This is a genomic window from Blastopirellula sp. SH421, from assembly GCF_057808535.1.
On the sequence record NZ_CM173712.1, the window covers coordinates 4,683,527 to 4,707,655 of the forward strand.

Sequence of the window (24,129 nt, forward strand, 5' to 3'; positions counted from 1 at the left end):
AGTTGGTGGTTATTTCTGCAGCAGCGCCGCCGGTGTTGCGACGGTCTGATACCGATGAATTGTTTCCATGAAGTTTGCGATCTCGTCGCGGGCGATCTTGCTGGGATCGACGGCGATGACATTCGCAGCGGTTTGCGGCAGAACTCGATCCAGCGTCGCAGTCGAGTCGACCGACACCGCACGAATCTCCGCGTCGCGATTCGCCGCACAACAAGCCGCCTCAGGCGACTCGGTCAGCAAAATCACAATCTTGTCTTGTTTGGCGGCCAACGCCGCTTGCTTGACCGTCGACGTCAAATCAATAAAGACGCCGACTGGTCCTCGTTCGCGCCACGAGGTGACGCCGCTGGCGGCAAAGGCCAATACTTCGACTGACTTTTTGGCTCGCTTGGCGACTTCGCTATCACGTCGCAGTTGCACGCCGCGTGCTCGCAATGCGTCGCGTACAGCCGGAGTCACAATCGCCTTGGGGGAAACCACCAGCGCCTTGGCGCCGCCGATCTTGCCCTCCAGCGTCTCCATCGTGACCACGCGATCGGCCAAAGCAACTTCGCTGCCATCGGTTGAAATCTCGACGCTGGAAGCGGTCGGCGCAGCTGGCTCGGAACTCTTCGAGAGCCCACGTACCTGCTGGACGACCAGCCGCACGATGCGTTCGATTTGTTCCGGACTTAGTTGCATGACTTGCTCGAAGCGTTTCTGTTATTCGTCTGCGATTCCGATGACCGTCCAACGGACTGGCGTCTTCGGGAAGCCCAGCAATTCGCGAGTCGCCTCGCCGTCGCTGGTGATCATCACGGTCTCGCCGGGCCCGGCGCCGATCGCATCAATCGCCAACAGCGGATGCCCGTCCGGGGTCACGCCATCGGTTTGATGCAGTTGCACGACTAGCAGCTTCCAGCCTTGCATCGAAGGATGCTTGACGGTGCTGGTCGCCGTGCCGACTACCTTGGCCAAATTCATTTGCTTAGCCCTTGCCCGGGTGACCGAGGATGCACAGATCGTCAATCAACGAGCAGCGGCGTTGCCGTGTGAATGTCAACGGCGTGGTGACCCCTTCACCGGTCGGCGTGGCGATTGAGAACGAGATGTAACCTTCGCCCCCTAAGCCCAATGACGCCATGCAGGGACCATTTTTGACAAACAACGTGGTGTCCATCGCACGACCCATGCGGGTCATATTGCGGACATTGTTGGAGTGAATGATCGCCGTGTGGCGGAAGCCATGTTCATAGTATTTCGCCTTTTCGATCGCTTCGTCCACGTCGTGGCAGCGAACGAAAGGAATGAACGGCATCATCTGTTCGACCGGGACAAACGGGTTGTGTTCGTCCGTTTCACCAAAGATCAGCTCGACTTGCGAGTTGATCGTCTTGCCGGCGGCCTTGGCCAATACGGCGGCGTCTTTGCCGATGAAATCTTTGGCGGCGACCATTTTCTTTTTGCCGTTGACTTCGACTTCTGAGATCGCGACGCGTGTCAGCTTGTCGATCTCGGTCGAGTTCAAACGGACGGCGCCGGCTCGCTCCATCGCTTTCATCAGGTCATCAAAGACCGAGTTGACGACGAAGACTTCTTTCTCAGCGATGCACAACAGGTTGTTGTCGTAGGCTCCACCTTGGATGATGCAGCGCGCGGCTCGATCGAGATCGGCGGTCTCGTCGACCACGACCGGCGGATTGCCAGGTCCAGCGACGACCGCTTTCTTGCCTGAGTTGAGGGCCGCTTTGGCGACAGCCGGTCCGCCGGTAACGCAGATCATCGCCACATCGCGGTGATGGAAGATGATGTCCGCGGTTTCGAGCGTGGGCTCGGCGATCACGCAGATCAGATTGTCGATCCCGATGGCGCGGAAGATCGCTTCGTTGTAGCGACGAACGCCTTCGGCGGCGACCAGCTTGCCGCCGGGATGCGGGTTGACCACCAGCGTATTGCCGCCGGCGATCATGTTGATCGCGTTGCCGGTGATGGTTGGCAGCGAGTGGGTGACCGGCGTGATACAGCCGATGACGCCAAACGGAGCAGGCTCGATGATGGCCAAGCCGTGATCGCCGCTGTAGACCTTGCTTTCGAGAAACTCGACGCCGGGGGTCATTTTGCCCAACGTTTCCAGCTTCTCAATCTTGTGCGCCAGACGACCGATTTGCGTTTCGTTCATCTCCATCGTGCCGAGCTCGACCTTTTGGTCCATCGCAATCCGGCGGATGATATCGATGACCTGCTTGCGATCGGCTTTGGTCCGTTCGGAGAGACGCTCGAACGCTTCACGAGCGGCGTGAACCGCTTCGTGGGCACAATCAAAAATGCCGCGGCGACCGGTGAAACCGCTGGTTGCAGCCGGCGCCTGGCCGACTTCGGCCAGCACTTGGGCAACGACGCTGCGGATCAAGGATTCGTCGATTTGCATGGCGAAAACTTTCGTTATCGTAGTACGCGCTCAGGCCGCGTAAGGGTGTCGCTGTTCGGTGAAAACTATTCGTCCGAGTCGGATTTCGCTTCGGGCGTCGGTTCCGCTTCTGGAGTGGGATGAGGCTTTGGAGCGGGCGCCGGTTTGGGTTTCGGCTTCTTGGCCACTGGTTCTGGCTTCGGTTCCGGTTGCTTCTCGACCTGCTGCATCTCTTCTCGCGAATAGACGCAGGCATGATCGATATGCGCCTGATCCACGATCCCGACCACCACACAGTCGATCGGCAAGTGCTTGGTCTCCGGCGTCAAGCGAGCGCTGGAGCCTTGCGTGATCAACACGTAGTCGCCGACTCCGGCGCCTAGCATGTCGACGGCGATAAAGGTTCGTCCCGTGGTGACGAGCGAACTACGGTCCTTCGGCTCCAAGCGGTACGGTTCGACGACCAGCAACTTGTTGCCGACCATCGACTGCACTTTTTGCGTGGCGACGACCGAGCCGGTCACTTTCGCGATGAACATCGATCAGCTCTCCAACAGTTGCTTGGTTTGCCGGGCTACGATCAACTCTTCGTTGGTCGGAATGACCCAAATTTGCGTGCGGCCGCCATCGGCATGAATTGCCGACTCGCCGCGGACGGCGTCGTTTTTCGTCGCGTCCAGTTCAATCCCCAGTTCGCTCAGGTTCGCACAAACGGCTGCACGAACTTCTTTGCCGTTCTCCCCGATTCCACCGGTAAAGACGATGGCGTCCGCGCCCCCCAGTTCGATCAGCATGCCGCCCAAATAGCGACGGATTTCGCTGATATAAACGTCGAGCGCCAGTTGCGCGTCGGCGTTGCCGCTGGCGGCCGCATTTTCTAAATCACGCATGTCGCCGCTGAGCCCGCCGCTGATCCCCAACAACCCGCCATGGCTGCCGAGATAGGCGAGGACTTCTTCTAACGACTTGCCTGTCTTGTCCATCAGCATCGGTAGGACATAGGCGTCAAAGTCGCCGACCCGATTGTTTTGCGGCAAACCTGTCTGTGGGCTCATTCCCATCGTGGTCGCTTGGCTTTCGCCGGCGCGAATTGCGCACAAGCTGCTGCTGCCGCCCAGATGACATGAGATCACTCGCAGGTCGCTGCGTCCCAATAGCTCGGCGGAACGAACTCCGATAAATCGGTGGCTCGCCCCATGAAACCCCCAACGCTTGATCAAGTACTCTTCGGACCACGCTTTCGGAATCGCGTAGTAGCGATTTCGATTGGGGATGGTCTGATGAAAACCGGTTTCAAACGCCGCTACCAACGGCATCTCAGGCAGTTTCTCCGCCAACAATCGCATTGCTTTGATGTAGGGCGGATTGTGCGCTGGGGCGACGGGACTCATTTCCGACATCGCTTCCAACACTTCTGGAGTCACGCGTTGTACGCCCGAGACGCGTCCTCCATGAACCGCCTTGAAGCCAATCGCGGCAACTTCATCCGCCGATTGCAGACAGCCATGTTCCGGATCGGTCAGCTGCGCCAAGCATTGCTGCACGGCGTCTGCATGATCAGGGACATGCGCGGTTCGATTTTCGCTCCAATTACCGATCTCGACTGAACAAGAGCTTTCGCCGCCCCCGATGCGGTCAATGCCGCCGCGGGCAAGCTGCGTTTCGCTCTCCATGTCAAGCAAGCGATATTTGAAGCTGGTCGAACCGAGGTTGGCTACCAAAATCTTCATGACGTCCTAGGCTCCATCCTGTGCGTACCGGGAAAAAACGAACAACCTGACGACTAGCTGAAGTAGGCTTCGACCAGACCATCCGCCGGACGCGGAATCACATGGCTGCCGACCAGTTCGCCGACCTGCTGAGCAGCCGCGGCGCCTGCTTCGACCGCAGCGCGAACGCTGCCGACATCGCCGGTCACAACAGCCGTGATAAAGGCGCCGCCGATGTTGACGCGCTTCGTAATTTTGACGTTGGCGGCTTTCGCCATGGCGTCGGTCGCTTCGACCAAGCCAACCAATCCCTTGGTTTCAATCAGACCAATTGCACTGTTCATCGCTTCAAATTCCTGTTGGGAATACTCGTGAATGAAGACTAACCGGGCGAACCGCCGCCGTAGTTAACCGAAGGAGGCAACACGACCGAGAGGTCATCGTGCGGACGCGGAATCACCTGAACGCTGACCACTTCGCCGATGCGTCCGGCAGCCGCGACGCCAGCGTCGGTAGCGGCTTTGACCGCAGCGACATCACCGGTCACGAAAACCGAAACCAAACCGCTGCCAACTTTGTCCCAGCCAACGAACTTGACGTTCGCAGCTTTCATCATTGCGTCGGTCGCCTCGACGAGAGCAATAAAGCCCTTCGTCTCGATCATGCCCAACGCTTCCATTGCCTTCGCCATGGGGTTGTCTCTCCCGATTCATAAAACAGGAAACGAAATTTCAAATTGCCGCGTTCACTCGCGTGAAAACGGCGTCACATTCAAGTTGTCTATCAAAAACGTCCGCGACCGACCTTCTCTCATCAAGGTGCAGTCTCAAAAGCAGCCGGCGCGGACGTTTATAACTCGTAGCGCGCCGCAGCAGATCAAGCTTGCTAGTGCGATTTGCACCCGCATGGCTCCTGCTTCAGCAGCGTGATTTCGGTCGCCGCATCCAAGTTGGCGGCGTTCCCCTCATCCGTATCGAGGTGAACTTCTAGCTTGCTGACCTGATCGGCTCGCACCAATAGATCCTCAAACAAAACCGTGCAGCCGTGAGAAACTACTCGCAGGTTCATGCGATCGCCGTTGGCGACTCCATAGAACTTCGCGTCGCTCTGATTCATATGCACGTGTCGTTCGGCTCGGATGACCCCTTCAGTGAGATCAACCACGCCGCGCGGACCGACCAGCACGCAGCCCGGCGTTCCGGCGATCTTGCCGCTGGCGCGAACCGGAACGTCAATGCCGAGCGAGATCGCATCGGTAAAGGCCAGCTCGACTTGGCTATAGTCGCGCGTCGGACCAAGGATCCGAACCTTCTCTAGCATCCGACGACGCGGGCCGACGACCATCACGGTCTCTTCGGCGGCGTAAAAGCCGTCTTGATACAGGTCCTTCATCGGGGTCAACGTGTGACCGGGACCAAACAGCGTTTCGACGTGTGCATCCGTCAGATGCACGTGGCGGGCCGAGATGCTGACCACCAACTTGCGCTGCGCGCTGACCACCGGAGACGAGGCAGCAGCGGCCGGAGCCGAGTTGCCGGCGACAATCTGGCGAACAATACGTTCGATGGTCGAGCGATCGAGAGTCGGAGCTTGCGTCATAGGGGGGAACTTATCGACGAGGCATGCAAAGGGTTTAACGTACAGCGTCAATCGGCGTCGCACTGTCGGCGATGATCGTATCGATCCCCGCGTCTTGCAGCACCGCTAGCCACTCAGGCGTTATCTGGTCATCGACCACCAAGCGATCGATTTCATCCAGCGGACATTGGTGAGCCAGGCTCTGCCGTCCGAATTTCGTACTATCGGCGACGATGATCACTTCGCCGGCGGCGCGGACCATCGCTTGTTCGGTTTCGACCAACAACAGATTGCTGTTGTAAAGTCCATGTTCGGTGATTCCGGCGGTGCTCAGCACTGCCCGCCGAGCGTTGAGCTTGGCGATCATTTCAGTGGCGTACGGTCCGACCGAAACTCCGGTTCGGTTATGAACGTAGCCGCCGACAAAAATCAAATCGGTCGTGCTGCTGGCCATGAACAAGTTCGCGACCGGCAGTGAGTTGGTGACCACTTGCAGCGTTCGCCCGACCAATAGCTGCGCCAGCTCATAGGTTGTGCTTCCGCCATCCAGCAGCACCGTATCGCCATCTTCGATCAGCACGCTCGCCGCTCGAGCGATCTGTCGCTTCTTCTCCCACTGCATCTCCTGACGCAGCTCGAAGTGTGGGAGATTGGGCGCCGGTCCGGTATAAAAGACGCCGCCATGCGTCCGTTTGGCCGAACCTAGGTCCTCTAAAGAGTCTAGGTCACGACGAACCGTCGATTCCGAAACCTCCAGTTCGCTCGCCAGATCTGGCAGCGACGCGAATCCTCGCGATCGCACCATCTCTAACAGCCGTGCTCTCCGCACGTCCGCTTGCATGTCTGGGGGATCCTGAAGGGTACCAGTTTAACTTCTTTCTTTACTTGACCTAGATTATGCATCCCAATTTGCTGAAAAACAATCACCTGGTGAAAGTTTTTGCGCATTTGGCGGCGAATCAAGTTCGCAAATCGCTCATATTGACGCAAATCCAATTGCTAGCAGTACTTACGCATTTCACTCTAGGCACTTGAGGAAAAGAATAACGACAAAACAACCACTAAAATCACTGAAATGAGCAAGAACTGCCAAATCGGAATGGTGGTATTCTGTCATGAGTGAAGAGACCTTCATCTGACATAACCGGAAAAAACATCCCTAATCGCGTTTTTCGCCAGAAACCACCATCTTTCGTTTCTCCCCCAAAATCCTCAGCAAAATATCGATGTCGCTTCCCCTAATCTTGAGCAAGTGGATCTCTTCCGAGCCGCCGACTGTTACTCAGTCGACCGCTGCGATTGTCCCTTTCGCAATGCGCCCTTCTGCCGAGGATTGGCTCCGCCTGCATGGGGCCAACTTCCTAAATGGCCAGGAACGCTGGAGCTTATCCAGATTTGAACGCGAGATTACCGAGCGGGCTTGGTTCTCTCCGACCAGACTTTGGTGGGCGATCGAATCCTCCACTCAGCAAGTACTCGGAACAGTGACGCTAGAAGCCGAGGGGACAGCGGGGCGCATTCACTGGTTAATGGTTGACGCCGCTGCTCGACGCCAGGCGATTGCATCTGCACTACTATCCACCTTAGAACGGAACGCCTGGGAAGCAGGCGTTCGGCATCTAACGGCCGAGACTCTCTCCACCTGGGCTCCCGCAGTCGCTTTCTATCGCCGGCACGGCTACCAATAGCCGCCGATTGCCGATTCGACAAAGTCTAGTTAGAGTAGCCTTTTCCCGCTTCTGACTTGAATACGCACGAGATACCCCATGCCTGATCGCAAGCAAATCGCCCACAACGTTTTCTTCACGCTCAAAGACCAATCGGATGCAGCGAAAGAAGCGTTGGTCGCCGAGTGCCATAAATATCTGTCTGGTCATCCTGGCTGCATCTTTTACGCCGCTGGCCTGCTGACACCTGAGCTGGATCGCCCGGTCAATGATCGTGCGTTTGATGTCGCTCTGCATACGATCTTCGATTCCCTTGAATCCCAGAACGCCTATCAAGTTGCCGAACGTCACTTGGAATTTATCGCCAACAACAAAGAAAGCTGGGCGAAAGTTCGCGTCTTCGATTCGACCGTTGGCGGAGCTTAGGACCAAGCCGTGCCGCGCAGCATCGAAGAGCTGATCGCCCGCAAGCCGGCTCGCCGCCGCAGCGAAGTTCCGGCGGATGTGCTGAAAGCGCTGAACACCGGGCAGATCGAATCACGCAACTTGGTCGAATGGCTCGTCATCGACCAGGCCAAGTTGCTGAAAGCGATCTTGCCTGAGATCGGTTTTGCTGACGAGAAATCGCAGAAGACGCTTTTGAAAACAGCCCGCAGTCTAAACGAAGCAGGCGTAATGCAGCGCAGTACCGGCATTGGCGCTGCGTTTCATGCGGCGTTAGCCGAAGCAGCAGACGCGGCGGCGATCTACGACCAGATGGCGACGCATTCTAGCGATGTTGTCCGCATCTGGGCCGCTTTCTCGGATGGCGCCAACCCGCGACTGACGTTTGCTCAGCGACTAAAGCGGGTTCGCAAGTTTGCGATCGACGCCAACGCAGGCGTCCGCGAAATCGCGTGGATGTGCGTTCGCTCCCCTGCCCCGGATGCGCTGATTGATGAAGTCCATCGCTTGCAGCCATGGGCCGTTGATTCGCACCCTTTTATCCGCCGCTTTGCGATCGAAGTCACCCGTCCCTGCGGCGTTTGGTGCACCCATCTGAAACGGCTGAAAGCAGATCCGACGCCGATTACCGAGTTGCTGGATGCGTGCAACAGCGACGAAACCAAATACGTGCAAGACTCAGTCGCCAACTGGCTGAATGACGCCAGCAAGTCACAACCTGACTGGGTGCAAAAGACCTGCGCTCGCTGGCAAAGCGAATCACCAACGCCGCAAACGGCGCGGATTGTCCATCGCGCGCTACGGACGCTGCGCAAATAGAAAAAACAGAACACTAGCCCGCTGCGCCAGCGAGGGAAAGCGGCGCCTATCACTTACGATCCTGCCCCTCAATCACGTAAACAACCGCTGCTTCCAAACTCTTCTGACAATTCAAATACCGACCGCTACTACGCTCGGTCCACCATTTATTTCTCTGTGGCCCAAGCTGATTTAGCTTTCTTGCAGTCCCAGCTTTAAGCTGCTGAAGAACCACCTTGGGCGGCGCCGATGCGGACACGACAACGTGTACGTGATTGCTGCGACAATTGAGCGCGTGCAGCTCCCAACCTCGATGAATGCAGTGTGCCCGAATCGTATCTTCGACAAGTTTTCGCTGTGATGACTCAAGTAAGGCATCCGTCTCGAGCATGCTCTTGCGCGCATACTTCTCTCGTATGTCGTCAGGGGCTTGGTTTCCTTGATTGCGTCGAATCCAACCTCGCGTGTCTCCTGGCAGCCAAGTGCCGAAGACGGTCCAAGTCAGCAGATAGCCCACTGGATCTGGCTGCGGAGGCTGATTGGGATCAACGGGCGGCATGATCGCTGCATTGTTTGGGCGATGCGGATATCAATTGAAGTAGATGCCGGATTCCCTCGCTGGCGCTGCGGGCTAGTGTTTTGTCTTGAGAAAATTTCTACGTTTTCCGCGTAGCGCGGCGGTCGGCAATGCGACCGGGCCGCGCAAAAGTTGATCTTTTCGACTTCAATCGCGCATCGAGCGGATGATCGAATCTTCGGAGAAGCTCCGTTCGGCCGTCCGGCCCAAGTCGTCTAGCGAACGTCGCTGACCGACATTGTTCCAGGCATTCACGTCATTCAACTCCGGCATAATGTCGTTCAGTTGATTGACGAGCGTCTCGGCCATAATACGAATGCTTGGCTCTTTGGCCCGCTCGAGAATCGCTTTTGCGGTCTTCATGACGCGAACCAACTGGGCTCGCTCTCGAATCGGAGCCGAAAGATCGCACTCTGGCTCTTCCAGCAGATCCTGGACAGGAACGTCCAGCGCCTGACTCCAACGATAAAGCTGGCTCAGAAGCAAATCCGAAGTTTCTTCTTCTTCGTCGCGCACTTGCGAGGAAGTAATTCCTAGTCGCCGCGCCGCCGTGCGGAGCGAGACGCCTTGTTCCTTACGCACCTCTCGAATTCGATGCAGCGGCCTGGACGGCTGTGCGCGAATGCGTGGAGATACAAAGGCTAACGAACCGCGAGTCAGTTCGAAGGGAACCGTTGCCATAATCTGTCCTCCCTAAGTTCCGGAGACGCCGAAATGGGAGCAAAACAAAGCGGCAAGTTCCTTGCTGCGCAGCAACCAAAAACCGAACAAGTCGGAATGTAAAAATTGCCCACAAAATGGAAATCGAACTCTGTTCCACTAACCCGCCGCTGCCGCAATCAACTGTCCTGAGTTGATTGTGATCGCGTATCCCGACGTCTAGTTTTCTCTGGAGTCGCTCAGGTTTGATGAGACTTGAAGAGCGGCCCCAGAAAGTGATGGGATTGCCCGAGAAACCTTCCAGGCACGAAATAAATCCGAAAGTGCCTCTTTTAGGAAGAATGGACCTGGATGTCCCTCTAGCAACTTTGAATTCTAGCGGAGTTTTGGCACGATTTCAAGGATTAATAATCAGCTATTTCCAAATTGATGCCACAAGTTTGCATCTAGCGCTGACGATCCTGCTGTTAGTTTTTTTGCCGGAATTATTCTCCCAGCGCGAAACTAGTCACTTTGCGGAGGAAGTTCGGTCGCGGCAGCAGGTCTGGCGAGTGGGCTGGACGCTCTTTTTTGACGTCGGATCCCCACCGCATCAGCCGTTCTAGCAGATTCTGATCGAACCCAAGTCCCGCGGATGACGGGATTTGCGGCGCTGCAGCTACCGGCCGTGCGGCGTTCTCTTGATGCATTGACCACATGCTGAGCAGATCAGCTTCGACCACCGGCTTGCGGGTATCGTGGATGAGCACGACCTCTCCCTGCGCCAGACGACTACCGGTATCAATCGCAGCGGCGATCCCCGTACAGCGGCTATGACGACACAATTTGATTTGCGGGTAACGGTAAGCCAGCTCTTGCGCGGCTTCTTCGGTGTGATCAGTCGATCCATCGTCAATGATGATGACTTCAAAGCGATTGGTCATTTCTGGAATGACGTCGAGAAGACGTTCGACATCGCGCGCCAGCCACTGTTGAGCGTTATGAACCGGCATGATTAGGCTCAGCGACTTATCCAACGTCTCACCTCTTTTCAATCAATGTCATCATGCGAACTGGGAATCATTCCCAGAACGGTCACCTTCGGGGGGCCTACTATCAGATCATTGCGGAGTGATAGCACCTGCTTTGGGAAAGATCGGCGGAAGGCTGAACCTTTTTCAATCTCCCCGTTTCAAGTGTGCTTAGTCCGTTCGTGCGGCAAAATTGGGTCATGTCAATTGCAGAGGGGAAATCCCCCTGCGGCCCCAATTGAAGTTCGCTTGCCGACTTGACCAACCCCGCCGTCGCGTCGCAAACTGAGTCAGCCCCCTAAACTCCCTCTCGAAAAGGCGCCGCGGTCATGCCGATCGATCTCCCCCGCGAACCGGATTTCGTCAAAGCCGGTGGCTTGGTCCCCGCAATCGCGCAAGATGCCGATAATGGCCAAGTATTAATGATGGCCTGGATGAATCCGGAGTCGTTCGCCGAGACCCTCGCCACCGGACGCGCCGTTTATTACAGCCGCAGCCGGGGCAAACTGTGGCGCAAAGGAGAAGAAAGCGGGCACGTGCAGACAGTAGTTAGCATCTTTGTCGACTGCGACGCCGACACGGTGCTGCTAAAAGTTCGGCAAGCAGGCGCTGCATGCCACGAAGGCTACCGCACCTGTTTTTTCCGCCAGATTACGCCGACCGAGACGCTAATAGTGGGAGATCGCTTGGTTGATCCGGCGGCAGCGTATGGGAAAAAGGGGTAGATTGCCCGCCGCCTTCTCATTTCAACAAGTCCTGCACTCGCCGCGTCCCAAACCAGAATTATGCCGGCAGTTGCGCATTTTCTTGCTAGGCTGCAGAAGTTCCCCCCGATATATTGGTCGGCTGTTGCAGGGGTAATACATCTTTTGACTGGGGGGGAACTAAATGCTGTCAATTCTGATGATGTTCGTGCTGGGCGTCTGCGGGATAATTATCCTTGGCTGCTTCATTATGGTGATCATGAAGTTGTTCCAGAACGATGAAGTAACACTTGGAATCGTCTGTCTGGCGACTGCTGTATGCGGACTTGGCTTTCTCATCTCCTTTATCGTGGGTTGGCTAAAAGCCGACAAGCTGCATGCGCGCCACATCATGGGTATTTGGACGGGGGCCTGGGTCGTGAGCGTAATCGCCTACTATCTGGCGAAGTAGTACCCGACGAGCAATCCCCAAGGACAAAAAGGACCGCACAACTTGGCGGTCCTTTCTCTATTTACTAAACGTCTGAAGGGAGCAAATTCACCGCTCGCCGAGTCTTAGTGACCTGCGATCGGCAACCATCGCCCATCGTTCAAATGCCATGCGTCGCCGTCATCTTCGTCAAACAACAACGCGGCGAATCGGCCGGGGGTGGTTTGCGTTAGCTCGATTCGATAGGCGCCGGTTCGATCTTCTAGATTATGGGGCGCCGCGATCTTTACCCAGGCGCCTTCCTGCATCTCGGCGCTTTCGCCGGTGACGCGGTTGTAGCGGATCGCCGTCCAGCGGCCGTTTCCGAGCGAGCACATCTCTACGGCAAACGTGCCGCGGGGCCGATCGGGCTTTTCTTTCCCGTTTTTGGCGACCGCGATCGCCGTTGCACTAATACAGCAGAACAGAACCAACGGGAGAATCAGCTTTTGCATGGGAGGCGCCCTCACCAAGGGGGAAGTTAAAAAGCAGCCAACAGGGGTACGCAGCATGATCAGGGAGACGAAACATCAAAGCAAGTCGATTCTTGGCTTGGTCCCAATTATCTCGCGGCGCTGTTTGGCGACTGGTCGCTGCTGTCAGATTGGCAGACCGCTGCTGCAAAAGATCTCCTGCCCAAGTTTCTAGCTGCAAAGTTGGTTGCTATATAGGGACTTACGACACAAGCCAGTTTGTTGGCACACCGGTTGCTATTAAGGAGCTTCGTCTTGAAATTCCGCAAGATTGGCAGCCGGTGCGCCCCTGGGCCCTGGCATCGGCATATCCCTATGTTCCTAGATCCAGGATCATTCTCGGAGGAAATCGACGAATGGCGACCGCGACCAAAAAGAAAACTGCTTCTAAGCCCCGTCTGCAACCGCTCGGCGACCGCGTGGTCGTGAAGCGTGACGAAAGCGAAGAAATGACCGCCGGCGGCATCGTTCTGCCGGGCGCCGCTCAAGACAAGCCTTCGCGCGGCATTGTCGTGAGCGTTGGAAATGGTCGTTTGCTGGACGACGGCACTCGCTCACCGCTGCAGGTTGCTCCCGGCGATCGCGTGGTGTTCGGCCGTTACGCCGGCAGCGACACGTTCAAGATCGGCGATGAAGAAGTCATCCTGATCCGCGAAGACGACATTCAAGCCGTTTTGCTTGATTAGTCTGCATCCCTCGCACGGATCACCAACCCGAACAAGCTAAATCCTTACAGGAGTGAACTTTCATGGCGAAAATGATTGCGTTTGACCAGGAAGCACGCGAAGCGATTCGTCGCGGCGTTTCCAAATTGGCCAGAGCAGTAAAGACGACTTTGGGTCCCAAGGGACGCAACGTCATTCTGCAGAAGAGCTTCGGCAGCCCGACCGTCACCAAGGACGGCGTGACCGTCGCCAAAGAGATCGAGCTAGAAGACGTCTATGAAAACATGGGCGCCGCGATGGTTCGTGAAGTCGCCAGCAAAACCAGCGACGTCGCCGGTGACGGCACCACGACAGCGACGCTGATGGCCGAAGCGATCTTCAACGAAGGTCTGCGTGCGGTCGTCTCCGGCGTCAACCCGATTCATATGAAGGCGGGCATTGAAAAGGCGGTCGCCGATATCACCGCCAAGCTGACCGGAATGTCGATTCCGATCAAGAAGAAAGAAGAGATGGCGAACGTCGGCTGCATCGCAGCTAACAACGATCGCGAAATCGGTCAGCTCCTCGCTGACGCGATGGAAAAGGTCGGCAAAGACGGGGTCATCACCGTCGACGAAGGCAAGAGCCTGGCGACCGAAGTCGAATGGGTCGAAGGGATGCAGTTCGATCGCGGTTACCTCTCGCCGTACTTCGTCAGCGAAGCCGCGACGATGCAGTGCGTGCTGGAAGATTGCTACGTGCTGGTCTTCGAAAAGAAGATCACCAACATCAAGGATCTGGTTCCGGTTCTCGAAGCGGTCGTTCAACAAAGCAAGCCGCTGTTGATCATCGCCGAAGACATCGAAGGCGAAGCGCTGGCCACGTTGGTCATCAATCGTCTCCGCGGCACCTTCAAGTGCTGTGCGGTCAAAGCTCCTGGTTACGGCGATCGTCGCAAAGCGATGATGGAAGATATCGCCATCCTGACCGGCGGCACCGCGATCTTCGAGAGCCTGGGCATCAAGCTCGAAAGCCTAGGGCTGGCTGAACTAGGTCGCGCCAAGAAGGTCATCGTCGACAAAGACAACACGACGATCATCGAAGGCGCCGGCCAAACCCAGCACATCAAGGATCGCATCACGCAGATCCGTCGCGAAATCGACAAGTCGACCAGCGATTACGATAAAGAAAAGCTGGAAGAACGCTTGGCCAAGTTGGCCGGTGGTGTCGCCAAAGTCAACGTTGGCGCCGCGACCGAAAGCGAAATGAAAGAGAAGAAGGCTCGCGTCGAAGACGCGCTGCACGCAACTCGCGCTGCGGCGGCTGAAGGCATTTTGCCAGGCGGCGGCGTCGCTTTGCTTCGCGCTGCGGCGGAAGTGAAGGCCAAAGATCTGACCCACGATGAAGAGATCGGCTACAACATCGTGATCCGCGCTTGCCGCGCTCCGATCACAACGATCTCGAACAACGCTGGCAAAGATGGCAGCATCGTTTGCGAAAAGGTTCTCGAAGGCAAAGGTAACTTCGGTTACAACGCTTTGACCGACGTCTACGAAGACCTGGTCAAGTCGGGCGTCATCGATCCGGCTCGCGTCACCAAAACCGCTCTGTCCAATGCGGCCAGTGTGGCGACCTTGCTGCTGACCAGCGACGCGCTGATCGCCGAAAAGCCGAAGAAGGACGCCAAAGGCGGACACGGCGGCGATCACGACATGTATTAATCGATTCGGCAGCAACAGCGCGACTCCTCCCCGAGTTGCGTTTTGCTGTCGCTGCGATACGAAGAAGGGCCGCATCCCAATGCGGCCCTTTTTTTTGGCTCGACCATTCTTCAGGCGTCAATCGGAAAGCCGCGCCATCGCCGATGACTACGGCGCCCGGTTGCTGATTTCTCGTGCAATCTAAGTGGGAAATGGTAATTTCTTTGCGCTGAGGACGGTTTCTTGCCGGTATTTTGGCGAAATCTCGCTGCGGCATGCGGGTTGCATAGAATCTTGCTCTCGATTTTATACAACGACGCTCGCATCCGAGACGCTTATGCTTTCCTCTGCTCGCCGCTCTGGCTTTACACTTGTCGAATTGTTGGTGGTGATTGCGATCATCGGCGTATTGATCGCGTTGCTGTTGCCGGCGGTGCAGCAAGCGCGCGAAGCAGCTCGGCGGATGTCGTGCTCAAATAATCTGAAGCAAGTCGGCTTGGCGATGCACAACTACCATGCGACTCATGGGACGATGCCGTGCGGTTTTATCACCGAATTCAAAATCACCGTCCATCGGCGACTCTGTTGGTTTCAGGTAGTGCTGCCGTATATCGAACAGCAGCCGCTCTACGATCTCTATTACGCCGATCAAACCGACCAGGTCCATTCCATTCCTGAGTCGGCCGGCATTCAACAGGTCGTCGTCTCGGACCTAATCTGCCCTTCTGAAGTGAATCCTGACGCCCGCGGCGGTAACTCAAAAAACTTTAGCTTCCAGGGTAACTACATCGGCTGCACCGGCGATGATCAGATGCATCGGTCCAACCAATTGGATGGAATTTTCTTTCCCGACTCAGGGATTGGCTTTCGCGACTTGGTCGATGGCTCGTCCAACACCATGCTGATGAGCGAAGGGGTCAAGCGGCCCGGCAATGCGCTTGCCTGGGGAGAGATCGGCGGCTACTGGGGAGGCGCGCTCTGGGGCGCCTACGGCTATACGACGCTGGAATCCCCCAATACGACCGTTTCGGACCGCAACTATTCGTGCAAGACGACCGATTTCGCCAAAGCCCCTTGCATCGCGACCAGCACGACCAATGCGCTGCAGAACTTCGCTCGCAGTTATCATCCTGGGGGCGTCATGGTGGGACTCGCGGACGGATCAACACGATTTGTTGCCGATACCATCAATCTGCAAACTTGGAAGAACCTCAGCACACGAGCCGGCGGCGAAGTCGTAGGAGATTACTAACCCCGAGGCGCCGCATGCTTCAGCAGCGCCCAGAGCCGTGGCGCGCCCAAGTTGAGATCGCGGGCCACAACGATCAATCCAGCAGATTGGAAATTCCCACCGTGTTCCACTCCAGACAGTTTTCTATGACTCGATTTATGCTTTGCTGCTTGTTGATCGCAGCATCGGCCACGCTTGGCTGCGGGCCGGTTGGTCCGCAAAAGTACCAAGTCAAAGGTCGAGTCACCCTAGACGGCAAGCCGATCCCGGCTGGTTACATTTGGTTTCGAGATCTAGCAGGCGAAGTCGGTAGTGTGGAAGCGCGGATCAAAGATGGCGCTTATCAATTGGAATCGCTCGCCGGCGAGAAACGCGTCGAGATCTCGATGTTCAAAGAAGTGCCGCTGCCCGGCAACAAGCCCAATGAAGAAGGGGACACGACAACCAAGATCGAAGCGTTGCCCGCCCGATACAATGAGAAATCAATCTTGGTAGTCCAGGTGGGCCCCGATCTCGGATCTCAAGATTTTGAATTAACGAGCAAGCCTTAGAACGAACCTCGCTCAAGTCCCCCTCATTCGAGGAGCCGCTTGCACTTACTCTTCTAGCATCAACAATCTTCAACGCCCTCTCGCTGCATGGTCGCCTCGTTGCTTAATAGAGCAGCAACCTGATTCTCGCCGATTGAAAAATCTACCGCGACCGGCGGGGTCCTTTGCGCGCAAAAGTCCTCAATGCGCAATGAAGTGGGAAGCAATTTTCGGCACGTAACGTGCGAAGTACTAGCGGATAGATCCTTCTGATACATCCTTACTTCCATCACGATCGAGGCATTTCAATGAATCTTACCAATCGCCGACCAGCGTTCACGCTGGTCGAACTGTTAGTTGTGATCGCGATCATCGGCGTGCTGATCGCGTTGCTGTTGCCTGCGGTGCAACAAGCGCGTGAAGCGGCGCGGCGGATGTCCTGCTCGAACAACTTCAAGCAGCTTGGTCTGTCGATGCACAACTATCACGACACCTACGGCTCTCTTCCCTGGGGATTCATCGGCGACGACGCAGACATGACAATTCACAAACGAATCTGCTGGATGCAATCGATCTTGCCTTTCATGGAGCAGACGTCGCTGTTTGACTTGGTGAAAGCGGATACTCAGCCCTATCTGATGCATGTGCCTGCAACGATTCAACGCGTAAAAATTGACGGGCTCCTCTGCCCATCGGAGGCGAATCAAGACGCGAACGGCGGCAATTCGACCAACGGCTTCCAGGGCAACTATGTCGTCAACACGGGCAATCAGCAAATGCACCGCACCGCCAAGCTGAACGGGATCTTCTACTACAAGTCGAACAACGGTTTTCGGGATGTGATTGACGGCACTTCCAACACATTGCTGATGAGCGAAGGAGTCAAGCGCCCCGGTACCGGCAGTTGGGGAGAAATCGGCGCCTATTGGGGCGGCGCTCCTTGGGGCGCTTATGGATTCACCACGATCGAATCGCCAAACACGAGCGTGGCTGATCGCATTTACTCGTGCAAGACGACCACATTCCCCAAGGCTCCCTGCGTTGCAACCAGCACTTCGGACGCGCTGCAAAACTCGGCTCGCAGCTACCATCCAGGCGGGGTAATGGCCTGCTTAACGGACGGTTCGACCCGATTTGTCGCCGAGACAATCAATCTATCCACTTGGCAATCGCTGAGCACACGAGGCGGCGGCGAAGTTCTCGGCGAGTTCTAATCACGACGCGGATAGTTGTACGTCACTCACTGGACTTTCTGCGCGGCTTCAGAGTTTACCGATTACCGAGGGAACATTATTAGTTATGTTGCGATTTACCATCCTTATCGCTTTGCTATCGACGCCGCTACTATCTGGCTGCAGCAGCAGTTCGCCAACCACTTTTACGGTCCAAGGTCGTGTCACGCTCGATGGCCAGCCGGTCACCGATGGCATGATTTTGCTACGTGATCCCACGCGGCAAGTCGGCAGCGCCGAGGCCGCGATCGTCGATGGAGTCTATGAGTTGAAGACGATGCCTGGCGATAAAGCGGTTGAGATTTCGGCCATGAAAGAAGTTCCTCTTCCCGGTGGGAAAGCGAACATTGAAGGGGACTCTACGAAGTTCGTCGAATCAATTCCGGCACGATACAACAAAAGCTCGCAGCTCAAGCTAAACGTCGCCGAGAATCTGGAGAGCCAAGATTTTGAATTAACAAGCAAGCCTTAGCTTCGCCAATCACATCTAAGACTTCTCGCGAACCGCTGCGGTCTCTATTCAAAAAAACGAAAGTAACCAAAATTGCACGCTTGAAAACGTCGTCCTGTAGGACGACGTTTTTTAATGCGCCGATCGATTCCTTGGATCACCAATCGGAGAGGCAAAGATGTCCGATTTATCGCGTTCTCTTGCTTGACTAAAGGAACCGCGCGCAAAGCAATCGCTCTCTGCCTGAGGAATAGGCAAGCTCGATCCGAGACGAGCTGCTAGAGGGTCCAAGTTGTACATTTCCAACTCGAACTAGGCTTTTCGTCGCGCGCGGCGTTTTCGGCGCGATGCTTGCATTGGTAGCGAGTCAGATCCCCATGATTCTCACGCTCTCCCAGGAAGCCGAGAATCACCTGGGGAGCTCCACACAAAATTAACGGCTCTTCGCGACTCCTTCCTCCAACACCACACACCTGACGACTCCTTATCCAACTGCGTGGCCGCCGTGGTCTCCCTACGGCGGTCACTTTTGTTTCTTGCCAACGCTTGGCGCAGCTGGCCCCTTTTTTCGTTAGGACCGGCATGATCGGACTCTGGTTTCCCAATCCTGCCTGCGTTTGGCCGCTGGTTGCAAAACGTCATCAAACTTACGTCCTACCCTCTGATAAGAGACGCCCCCGATAGCCTGGCTTACTTTCCACTGGATTCTTGAGCAATCGAGTGGTGACCGTGACATGTTTAGCGAAATCATTTTCGTTCGATCTGGTTCTTGCCAAGGCGGAAGTCAGTTGGATTAAGACAAATAGCCATGGATTCCTTAATTTCTGCTTTAACTTGCCAATCGGTTGGCGTACCGCCGTCGTTGCAACGAGAGAGCGAAATCTCTGTCAAAAAGAGAACAGAGCCCCAACCGCCGGAACAGTTACAATTCAGTGATCGCGATCTGCGGTTGAAGCGGATCATTGCCGTTGACGACGAGCCAATCAATCTGGCCCTTGCAGAAGCCTATCTGCGTAACGAGGGATTCGAGCGGCTTGAGTTTTACACCGATCCGCTGACTGCTTTGGAGGTCGTTCGCACCAATCCTCCTGATCTGCTGCTGCTTGACTTAATGATGCCAGAGTTGGATGGGCTCGGATTTTTGCAAGCGATTACCACGCCGACCGATCAGCTGTTGGCGCCTGTGATTCTGTTGACCGCCTCGGCCGACGTATCACATCGCCGCACTGCTTTGGAGTTAGGAGCGACCGATTTTCTGCAAAAGCCCATTTTGGCCGAGGAATTGATTCCCCGGATTCGGAATGCTTTGAGCGCCCAGCATTTGAAAGACTGGCTACGCAATCAAAATCAAAAACTAGAACATCTCGTCCAACTTCGTACGCGCGAATTGGAACGGACCCAAGGTCTGATCATCGCTTGCCTGGCTCGAGCGGCGGAATTTCGAGACGAGTTGACAGGCAACCACAATCTGCGCGTAGCCCGCTACGCCGGTCTGATCGCGCGGAATGTCGGACTGCCGTCCCAATTGGTCCGCATGATCCAAGCCGCAGCGCCGTTACACGACATCGGCAAAGTCGCGGTGCCTGACTCGATCTTGCACAAACCGAGCGGACTGACCCTCGAAGAGCGTCAGCTGATGCAGCAACATACCGAATGGGGACGTTCGATTGTCGAGCCGGAAACGCAATGGAACTTCGTCATCGACAATCTCATCGCCGGCGAAGCTGGTCAAGCGAATGCCGATTTGCTGCGGATTGCTTCGCGGATTGCGATGAGTCATCACGAACGCTGGGACGGAGCCGGCTACCCCCAAGGTCTAGCAGGCGCAGAGATCCCAATCGAAGCGCGAGTCGTCGCGGTAGCGGACGTGTTTGACGCATTGTCGAGTAAGCGTCCCTACAAAGAGGCGATTCCTCCGCTGCAATGCGTCGATATGATTCGCGCAGAAAGAGGAAAACAGTTCGATCCCGACATGGTGGATGCATTTGACGAAGCGCTCCCCGAGGTTCTCTGGATCGCCGAACTTTTACGAGACAATAACAAGTGAGCGCATCCACAGGTAACATCTTTTCTCGCTGGCAATGGCCGGTCTCGATGATCCTAAGCGGCTGGGTGATCGCGATCTGTTGTGCTTGGTGGAGCATGACCTCGTACTCGTTCCAGATCGATGGCGAAGCTCTGCCGCTTGAAGCCTGGCCCAGCGCAGCGCAATTGACTTTGGCCGACGATCGGCCGACGGTGCTCTTGTTTTTGCATCCCCGCTGTCCCTGCTCGGTCGCTTCGCTGACCGAATTGGAGCAAGCGATTACAGAAACTCCGACGGCACAACAACCGCGACTATACGTCTTGGCGACCGTTCCGGCGGCGCACAACGCCGAGTGGAGCGAGACCAGCAACATCAAGCGTTGCCGGCAGTTGCCAAACGTAGTTGTCGTGCTAGATCACGGCGGCCGGGAGTCGCACAAATTTGGCGTTGCGTCGAGCGGACATGTGATGGCCTTTGCTCCCAACGGGAAGTTGCTGTTTTCTGGCGGCGTGACCCAGTCACGCGGTCATGAAGGCCAGAATGCTGGCCGCGCGTCGCTGGTTCACGTACTTGCGGGGACAGAAGCTTCCATCACGACGGAGTTTCCGGTCTTCGGCTGTCGGCTTTGCTTGCCTGAGCAGGGATCCAGCGCTTGCTCTGATCCAACCTCCTCGGCCGAGTTGCTTCAGACATCCTTTCCCTACCCGAAGGCAATTTAATGCCACAGGAAGAATTTCGAAACTCGGAAAACTCAACAGCATTCGAAGCGGCGGTACGTCGACGTTTCGACTTGCAGATGTCCAAAAACTATTGCAATACGGACCATTTGTTCGCAATTTTGATGCCGTTTCAATGGATCGTCGGCATCCTAATTACGATATTTATCTCACCTTGGGCCTGGGCGGGGCAATCCAGCTACATTCATCCGCACGTCTGGTTCGCCATTCTGGGCGGCGGCGTTTGCTGCCTGTTTCCCTGTTACTTGGCGATCTATCATCCCGGCAAACTCAGCACGCGAATGGTGATCGCTTGTAGCCAGATGTTTTTCGTATCGCTGCTGATTCATTTGACCGGCGGCCGCATCGAGACCCACTTTTACATCTTTGGCTCACTAGCCTTTTTAGCCGCCTATCGCGATATCCGCATTCTGATTCCCGCAACGCTGATCGTGGCGCTCGATCACTGGCTACGGGGACTCTTTTGGCCCGAAAGTATTTTTGGCGTCGCCGCCGCAGGCAACTGGCGCTGGCTCGAACATGCTGCTTGGGTGGTGTTTGAAGATATCTTTCTGATCCTGTCGATTCGCCAGAGTCTGGCCGAAGTTCGCGCGCTCGCAATCAAGACAACCGAAAACGAGTTAGCGTTGGAACGGCTTGCAATCGCCAAACGATACGCCGAACAGAACGAAGCCCGGTTTCGCGAGACCTTTGAATATGCCGCGATGGGAGTCGCTCATATTGGCTTTGACGGCTATTGGCTACGGGCCAACAGAAAAGTTTGCCAAATTTTAGACTACACCGAACAGCAACTGCAGCGTCTAACCTTCGCCGATGTGACCCATCCCGACGATAAAGCGTTGGACTATGAACGACTTCAAAGTTTTCTCCGGGGTGAATTCGACGAAGCCTCCTTTGAGAAACGCTACCTATCGCGAAGCGGTGAACCGATCTGGGCCCGGCTGACAATCTCAATCATTCGAGAAGAAGAATATTTTATCGTCGTGATCGAAGATATTCGTGAAGAGCGAAAAGCACGCGAAGCGTTGGAGAAGTCGAATCGTGAAATTCACAAACTTTCGCTCGTCGCGGCCAAAGCACGCCAATCAGTGATTATCGCCGACCCGTTGGGTCGCATCGAATGGGTCAACGACGCGTTTACTGAACTGACCGGTTATACCTTGGCGGAGATCGCTGGCCGAAAGCCAGGGACTTTTCTGAAAGGGCCCTGTACCGATCCCGCGACGTCAGCACAGATCCGAGAATGCTTGCATGCGCAGCAACGAGTCAGCGTCGAAATTGTCAACTATTCGAAAGATGGTGAGAAGTATTGGATCGCCCTCGAAATCGAACCGGTCTTTGACGAACAGGGGCAATTGACTCAGTTTATTGCGACACAGTCCAATGTGACCGATCGCAAAAAATATGAAGAGGGACTCCAACGCGCCAAAGAGGCGGCGGAAGCGGCCAGCGCCGCCAAGAGCGAGTTTTTGGCCAATATGAGCCACGAAATTCGGACGCCGCTCAACGGCCTGCTCGGCTTTACCGATCTGTTGATTCGCGGCGCCGCCAACGATCCGAAAAAACGAGATGAATACCTGCAAATCATCCGCTCTAGCGGTCGCAGCTTGCTGGACGTAATCAACGATCTGCTGGATTTATCCAAGATCGAATCGGGCAAACTTGAAACCGAACTGCTCCCTTGCGACCCCCGACAAATTGTCGCCGAGGTCGTATCGCTGCTAGGGGTCAAAGCGAGTGAGAAAGGGTTACAGCTCTACGAAGAATGGCACGGCGAAGTACCGCAGCAAGTCATTACCGATTCGGTTCGCCTGCGACAGGTGCTCACCAATCTGATCGGCAATGCGATTAAGTTTACGCAGTTTGGCGCCGTCTCGATCAGCGGGAACTGGAACGCCGCCAGCGAGGAGCTGACCTTTGCCATCTGCGATACCGGCATCGGCATCGCCGCCGACAAATTGGATCTTATTTTTGATCCGTTCACCCAAGCCGACGCATCGACCACACGACGGTTTGGCGGAACGGGACTGGGATTGGCGATCTGTCGTCGCATCGCACAATTGCTACAAGGAGATGTATCGGTCAAGAGCGAAGTCGGCGTCGGGACGACATTCACCGTGACGATCGCCGCTCCCCCTCACCAGCAGACTCTGCAAGTTGTCAGCAGCCTTGCGGACAACGCCGCCAATCCAAACGACGCTACTATCCAGAGTCCGCTACGATTTGAAGGGATTCGCATCCTGGCTGCCGAAGATGGCCCGATCAATCGGTTGCTGGTCGACAATATGCTTGCCCCGCTGGGAATCGAATTAACCTTTGTCGAGAATGGACAATTGGCCCTCGACATTTTCGACGCGAGCAAGTTTGACCTGATCTTGATGGATATGCAAATGCCGGTGCTGGACGGATACGCCGCAAGTGAACGACTAAGAGCGACCGGCTGCGAAGTTCCGATCATCGCGATGACCGCGCATGCGATGGCGGCCGATCGCCGCCAATGTCTTGAGTCAGGCTGCAGCGACTATGTCAGCAAGCCGGTGGTCTTTGAACAACTGATAGCGACCATCCAGCGCAACCTGCCCACCCCAGCGGCCGAGCCTCTGCTGTCATCCCCCAGCGCAAGCATGCCGACGCCGACAACCTTGACGCCTGCTGCGAGCGTGGACCAGCCGTTGACGTCCGACGTGCTTCCCTCGCTGGCGATGCTGGCCCCGGTGATCGATCGGTTTGTCTTGTCACTGCCCGATTCGCTCTCCGAAATTCTTGCCGCTGCAGAAGAGGCCGATTGGGCGAAAGTCGAGATGTTGACGCATCGGCTCCGCGGTTCGAGCGGCGGCTGCGGGTTTCAGCCGCTTTATGAAATTGCCACCATGATGGAATCCGCGGCGCGATCGCAACTAGCACACCCCACTCCGGATCAAGGCGAAGCGATTTTGACCGATCATGAACGTCTCTTAAAAATGTTGCCACGTCTGGAAGATTCGACCGGCAATCGACCTCACGCTCCGAACCCCAGCGTCTGAGCCCGCGTCCAAGAAAAATGCGGAATTTTGAGGAATGCTAGCGAAAGAAACCGCCCGCGGCAGGGCGAGCAGCGGCGACT

Annotated in this window: 27 protein-coding genes; 14 read left to right on the forward strand and 13 right to left on the reverse strand. The window is 56.0% G+C overall.

The features are described from left to right. Positions 1–9: 9 nt before the first annotated feature. The 9 genes from SH421x_RS18955 to SH421x_RS18995 all read right to left on the reverse strand — a co-directional run bounded on the left by SH421x_RS18955 (position 10) and on the right by SH421x_RS18995 (position 6,514). A complete protein-coding gene (locus tag SH421x_RS18955) occupies positions 10–681 on the reverse strand; it encodes a hypothetical protein (RefSeq protein WP_488851427.1) in 672 nt (223 codons plus the stop codon). Between the two features lie 21 nt (positions 682–702). Continuing rightward, positions 703–963 carry a EutN/CcmL family microcompartment protein gene (locus SH421x_RS18960; protein WP_488851429.1) on the reverse strand — a complete coding sequence of 87 codons (261 nt, stop codon included), beginning with the start codon at positions 961–963 and terminating at the stop codon, positions 703–705. A gap of 4 nt (positions 964–967) precedes the next feature. Beyond that, positions 968–2,407 carry an aldehyde dehydrogenase family protein gene (locus SH421x_RS18965; RefSeq protein ID WP_488851431.1) on the reverse strand — a complete coding sequence of 480 codons (1,440 nt, stop codon included), beginning with the start codon at positions 2,405–2,407 and terminating at the stop codon, positions 968–970. 65 nt (positions 2,408–2,472) lie between these two features. After that, on the reverse strand, positions 2,473–2,925 hold the full coding sequence (locus SH421x_RS18970) for a EutN/CcmL family microcompartment protein (RefSeq protein ID WP_488851433.1): 453 nt from the start codon (positions 2,923–2,925) through the stop codon (positions 2,473–2,475). A 3-nt stretch (positions 2,926–2,928) separates the two neighbouring features. Then, entirely contained in the window at positions 2,929–4,116 is a 1,188-nt protein-coding gene (locus SH421x_RS18975; protein ID WP_488851435.1) for an acetate/propionate family kinase, read from the reverse strand. Positions 4,117–4,169: 53 nt separating this feature from the next. Next, positions 4,170–4,439 (reverse strand): BMC domain-containing protein, encoded by a 270-nt coding sequence (locus tag SH421x_RS18980; RefSeq protein ID WP_002654586.1) that lies wholly within the window; start codon positions 4,437–4,439, stop codon positions 4,170–4,172. A 38-nt stretch (positions 4,440–4,477) separates the two neighbouring features. Continuing rightward, on the reverse strand, positions 4,478–4,786 hold the full coding sequence (locus SH421x_RS18985; RefSeq protein ID WP_488851438.1) for a BMC domain-containing protein: 309 nt from the start codon (positions 4,784–4,786) through the stop codon (positions 4,478–4,480). Positions 4,787–4,980: 194 nt separating this feature from the next. Next, the gene (gene pduL, locus SH421x_RS18990; protein WP_488851440.1) at positions 4,981–5,694 is read right to left on the reverse strand and encodes a phosphate propanoyltransferase; all 714 of its coding nucleotides are present in this window, start codon (positions 5,692–5,694) and stop codon (positions 4,981–4,983) included. A gap of 34 nt (positions 5,695–5,728) precedes the next feature. Beyond that, a complete protein-coding gene (locus SH421x_RS18995) occupies positions 5,729–6,514 on the reverse strand; it encodes a DeoR/GlpR family DNA-binding transcription regulator (RefSeq protein WP_488851442.1) in 786 nt (261 codons plus the stop codon). Positions 6,515–6,899: 385 nt separating this feature from the next. Here SH421x_RS18995 and SH421x_RS19000 point away from each other — a divergent pair, with 385 nt between their 5' ends. The 3 genes from SH421x_RS19000 to SH421x_RS19010 all read left to right on the forward strand — a co-directional run bounded on the left by SH421x_RS19000 (position 6,900) and on the right by SH421x_RS19010 (position 8,603). Further along, on the forward strand, positions 6,900–7,361 hold the full coding sequence (locus tag SH421x_RS19000) for a GNAT family N-acetyltransferase (protein ID WP_488851444.1): 462 nt from the start codon (positions 6,900–6,902) through the stop codon (positions 7,359–7,361). 78 nt (positions 7,362–7,439) lie between these two features. Beyond that, on the forward strand, positions 7,440–7,766 hold the full coding sequence (locus SH421x_RS19005) for a Dabb family protein (protein WP_488851446.1): 327 nt from the start codon (positions 7,440–7,442) through the stop codon (positions 7,764–7,766). Between the two features lie 9 nt (positions 7,767–7,775). Then, positions 7,776–8,603 carry a DNA alkylation repair protein gene (locus SH421x_RS19010; protein ID WP_488851448.1) on the forward strand — a complete coding sequence of 276 codons (828 nt, stop codon included), beginning with the start codon at positions 7,776–7,778 and terminating at the stop codon, positions 8,601–8,603. A gap of 49 nt (positions 8,604–8,652) precedes the next feature. Here SH421x_RS19010 and SH421x_RS19015 read toward each other — a convergent pair whose 3' ends face one another. From SH421x_RS19015 to SH421x_RS19025, 3 genes are all read right to left on the reverse strand, one after another. Continuing rightward, positions 8,653–9,141, reverse strand: coding sequence for a transposase (locus SH421x_RS19015; protein WP_488851450.1), 489 nt, complete (start codon positions 9,139–9,141; stop codon positions 8,653–8,655). Positions 9,142–9,306: 165 nt separating this feature from the next. Continuing rightward, a complete protein-coding gene (locus SH421x_RS19020; protein WP_488851452.1) occupies positions 9,307–9,741 on the reverse strand; it encodes a helix-turn-helix domain-containing protein in 435 nt (144 codons plus the stop codon). Between the two features lie 563 nt (positions 9,742–10,304). Next, positions 10,305–10,835: a glycosyltransferase family 2 protein gene (locus SH421x_RS19025; RefSeq protein WP_488851454.1), complete on the reverse strand. Its 531-nt coding sequence runs from the start codon at positions 10,833–10,835 to the stop codon at positions 10,305–10,307. Between the two features lie 323 nt (positions 10,836–11,158). On the opposite strand from SH421x_RS19025, the gene hisI reads away from it, so the two are divergent. Next, the gene (hisI, locus tag SH421x_RS19030) at positions 11,159–11,554 is read left to right on the forward strand and encodes a phosphoribosyl-AMP cyclohydrolase (protein WP_488851456.1); all 396 of its coding nucleotides are present in this window, start codon (positions 11,159–11,161) and stop codon (positions 11,552–11,554) included. A 163-nt stretch (positions 11,555–11,717) separates the two neighbouring features. Then, positions 11,718–11,984, forward strand: a complete 267-nt coding sequence (locus SH421x_RS19035) for a hypothetical protein (RefSeq protein ID WP_488851458.1) — start codon at positions 11,718–11,720, stop codon at positions 11,982–11,984. Positions 11,985–12,088: 104 nt separating this feature from the next. Here SH421x_RS19035 and SH421x_RS19040 read toward each other — a convergent pair whose 3' ends face one another. Beyond that, a complete protein-coding gene (locus tag SH421x_RS19040; RefSeq protein WP_488851460.1) occupies positions 12,089–12,457 on the reverse strand; it encodes a hypothetical protein in 369 nt (122 codons plus the stop codon). Positions 12,458–12,831: 374 nt separating this feature from the next. Between SH421x_RS19040 and SH421x_RS19045 the strand changes: the two genes are divergently transcribed. The 9 genes from SH421x_RS19045 to SH421x_RS19085 all read left to right on the forward strand — a co-directional run bounded on the left by SH421x_RS19045 (position 12,832) and on the right by SH421x_RS19085 (position 24,049). Further along, entirely contained in the window at positions 12,832–13,161 is a 330-nt protein-coding gene (locus tag SH421x_RS19045; protein WP_488851462.1) for a co-chaperone GroES, read from the forward strand. Between the two features lie 62 nt (positions 13,162–13,223). After that, the gene (groL, locus tag SH421x_RS19050) at positions 13,224–14,840 is read left to right on the forward strand and encodes a chaperonin GroEL (RefSeq protein ID WP_488851464.1); all 1,617 of its coding nucleotides are present in this window, start codon (positions 13,224–13,226) and stop codon (positions 14,838–14,840) included. A 316-nt stretch (positions 14,841–15,156) separates the two neighbouring features. After that, positions 15,157–16,071, forward strand: coding sequence for a DUF1559 family PulG-like putative transporter (locus SH421x_RS19055; protein WP_488851466.1), 915 nt, complete (start codon positions 15,157–15,159; stop codon positions 16,069–16,071). A gap of 125 nt (positions 16,072–16,196) precedes the next feature. Next, the gene (locus tag SH421x_RS19060; protein WP_488851468.1) at positions 16,197–16,601 is read left to right on the forward strand and encodes a hypothetical protein; all 405 of its coding nucleotides are present in this window, start codon (positions 16,197–16,199) and stop codon (positions 16,599–16,601) included. A 287-nt stretch (positions 16,602–16,888) separates the two neighbouring features. Next, a complete protein-coding gene (locus SH421x_RS19065) occupies positions 16,889–17,794 on the forward strand; it encodes a DUF1559 family PulG-like putative transporter (protein WP_488851470.1) in 906 nt (301 codons plus the stop codon). An 85-nt stretch (positions 17,795–17,879) separates the two neighbouring features. Further along, positions 17,880–18,284 (forward strand): hypothetical protein, encoded by a 405-nt coding sequence (locus SH421x_RS19070; protein ID WP_488851472.1) that lies wholly within the window; start codon positions 17,880–17,882, stop codon positions 18,282–18,284. A gap of 787 nt (positions 18,285–19,071) precedes the next feature. Further along, on the forward strand, positions 19,072–20,310 hold the full coding sequence (locus tag SH421x_RS19075) for an HD-GYP domain-containing protein (RefSeq protein ID WP_488851475.1): 1,239 nt from the start codon (positions 19,072–19,074) through the stop codon (positions 20,308–20,310). Then, a complete protein-coding gene (locus SH421x_RS19080) occupies positions 20,307–21,008 on the forward strand; it encodes a hypothetical protein (protein WP_488851477.1) in 702 nt (233 codons plus the stop codon). Before SH421x_RS19075 ends, SH421x_RS19080 begins: the two co-directional genes overlap by 4 nt. Positions 21,009–21,085: 77 nt before the next feature. Beyond that, positions 21,086–24,049: a PAS domain S-box protein gene (locus SH421x_RS19085; protein ID WP_488851479.1), complete on the forward strand. Its 2,964-nt coding sequence runs from the start codon at positions 21,086–21,088 to the stop codon at positions 24,047–24,049. Positions 24,050–24,129: the final 80 nt, after the last annotated feature.